Origin of the sequence: Pseudomonas sp. HMWF006 (assembly GCF_003061205.1) — a bacterium.
In the GTDB taxonomy this organism is placed as follows: domain Bacteria; phylum Pseudomonadota; class Gammaproteobacteria; order Pseudomonadales; family Pseudomonadaceae; genus Aquipseudomonas; species Aquipseudomonas monsensis.
The window spans coordinates 11,229-12,937 of the sequence record NZ_QAIU01000556.1; the positions used below are offsets into that span (position 1 = coordinate 11,229).

The following is a 1,709-nucleotide window of genomic DNA, read 5'->3' on the forward strand; positions in this document are numbered from 1 at the left end:
CTGTGGGATCACCGGTTGGCTCAGCGGGCCGGTCGAGTTGATGAGGAATTGCGCATGGAACGTGCCCTTGGCGCCGGTATGAACGGCCCAGCGTTTTTGCTCGTCGTCCCATTCGACACGCTCGACATTGGCTTGCAACTCCACCCGCTCGCGTAGGCCGAACCGGTCGATCACGTGCTCGGTGTAGCGGTGCAGCTCGGCCTGTTCGGCGAACATCTGCGACCAGCGGTAAGAGGCGAACGACAGCGAATACAGCGGCGATGGCACGTCCACCGCAGCGCCGGGACTTCTTCGGCGGCACCTGGTGTCAGAACACCTACCCCGGCGCTCCAGCAGGCGAAAATCGTCGATCCCGGCCTTGAGCAGGTTGACCGCCGCGCACTGGCCGCCGAAACCGCTGCCGATGATCAACACGTGGTAGGTGTGCATGGGGCTCCTTCTTATAGTTGTTTTTTCGTTTTCCTCCTTTCATGTATAGCCAAATATTTGCACTGTGCGCAGCGGTAATGTCGCTCTATTCAGCCCGCTGGCCGGTGATGGCTATTTAACGTTGCCCTGATAGACTCCCAACACATCTGTCCTACGGTGTGCAGGTTCCGTCGAGTGGTCGAGGCCCTTATGGGAAAAACGGGAGGAAAGGGACTTTCATTGGCCAGGAGGCTTTACACGTCGCGAATCCTCGGGCTGTTGCTTGGGCTTCTCTGCGTGTCCGTGGCGATGCAAGCCCTCGATCCGCCGCTGTGGGTCTGGGCGTTGATGCTGTTCAATGGCCTGATCTGGCCGCATCTGGCCTTTCAATGGGCGCGCCGCGCCGAGGTGCCTTTCCACGCCGAACACCGCAACCTGTTGATCGACGCCTTTCTTGGCGGCTTCTGGGTCGCTGCCATGCATTTCAATCCGCTGCCCACGGCAACGACCATTTCGATGATGGCGATGAACAACGTCGCTATCGGAGGTTCACGCTTTCTATTGGCGGGCTCCGCGGCGCAGTTGCTCGGGGTTGCCGTCGGCCTGGTGGTTTTCGCGCCGGCATTCATTCCGCAAACCTCACCCGCGCAGATGTACGCGTGTTTCCCGTTATTGCTGCTGTACCCGTTGGCACTGGGCTGGATCTGTTTTCGCCAGGCCTACACCCTCGGCCTGCATAAACGTGAGTTGCTCGCGCTGAGTCGTACTGACAGCCTCACCGGACTGCTCAATCACGGCGCCTGGAAGGATCAACTGGAGATCGCTTTTCAGCGTTGCAAGCGGCAGAAACAGGGCGCGGCGATCGCGCTGATCGACATCGACCATTTCAAGGCGATCAACGACACCTACGGGCATGTCGCCGGTGACATCGTGCTGCGACAGTTGAGCAAGATGCTCAAGCAGAACCTGCGCGCCACCGATGTCGCCGGGCGCTACGGCGGGGACGAGTTCTGCGTGATTCTTCCGGAGCTGCCGCTGTTCAACGCGGCGCAAGCCATGGAGGCGCTGCGCGAGCGCTTTGCCGTTCTTGGCTATGAGCAGAACCCGGCGTTGAAGGTCAGTTTGAGTATCGGCCTGGCGGCGTACGATCCCGCGCATGCCGACGCGACGCGGTGGCTCAATGATGCCGATCAGGCCTTGTATGAAGCCAAGGCCAGTGGCCGCAATCGGGTGATCTGCAATTGCGAGAGCCTGCCGAAGCAGCCGCAGCTCGACTCGGTCTGAGCCGCTTGCGACTGATC

General features: G+C 60.6%; 2 protein-coding genes. One reads left to right on the forward strand and one right to left on the reverse strand.

Annotated elements, in window-relative coordinates; genetic code table 11:
• On the reverse strand, nt 1-429 hold a 429-nt coding region (locus DBR24_RS33710), incomplete at its 3' end, for an NAD(P)-binding protein (protein ID WP_256591821.1).
• A 189-nt stretch (nt 430-618) separates the two neighbouring features.
• Here DBR24_RS33710 and DBR24_RS25195 point away from each other — a divergent pair.
• Nucleotides 619-1,692, forward strand: a complete 1,074-nt coding sequence (locus DBR24_RS25195; RefSeq protein ID WP_123467564.1) for a diguanylate cyclase — start codon at nt 619-621, stop codon at nt 1,690-1,692.
• Nucleotides 1,693-1,709: the final 17 nt, after the last annotated feature.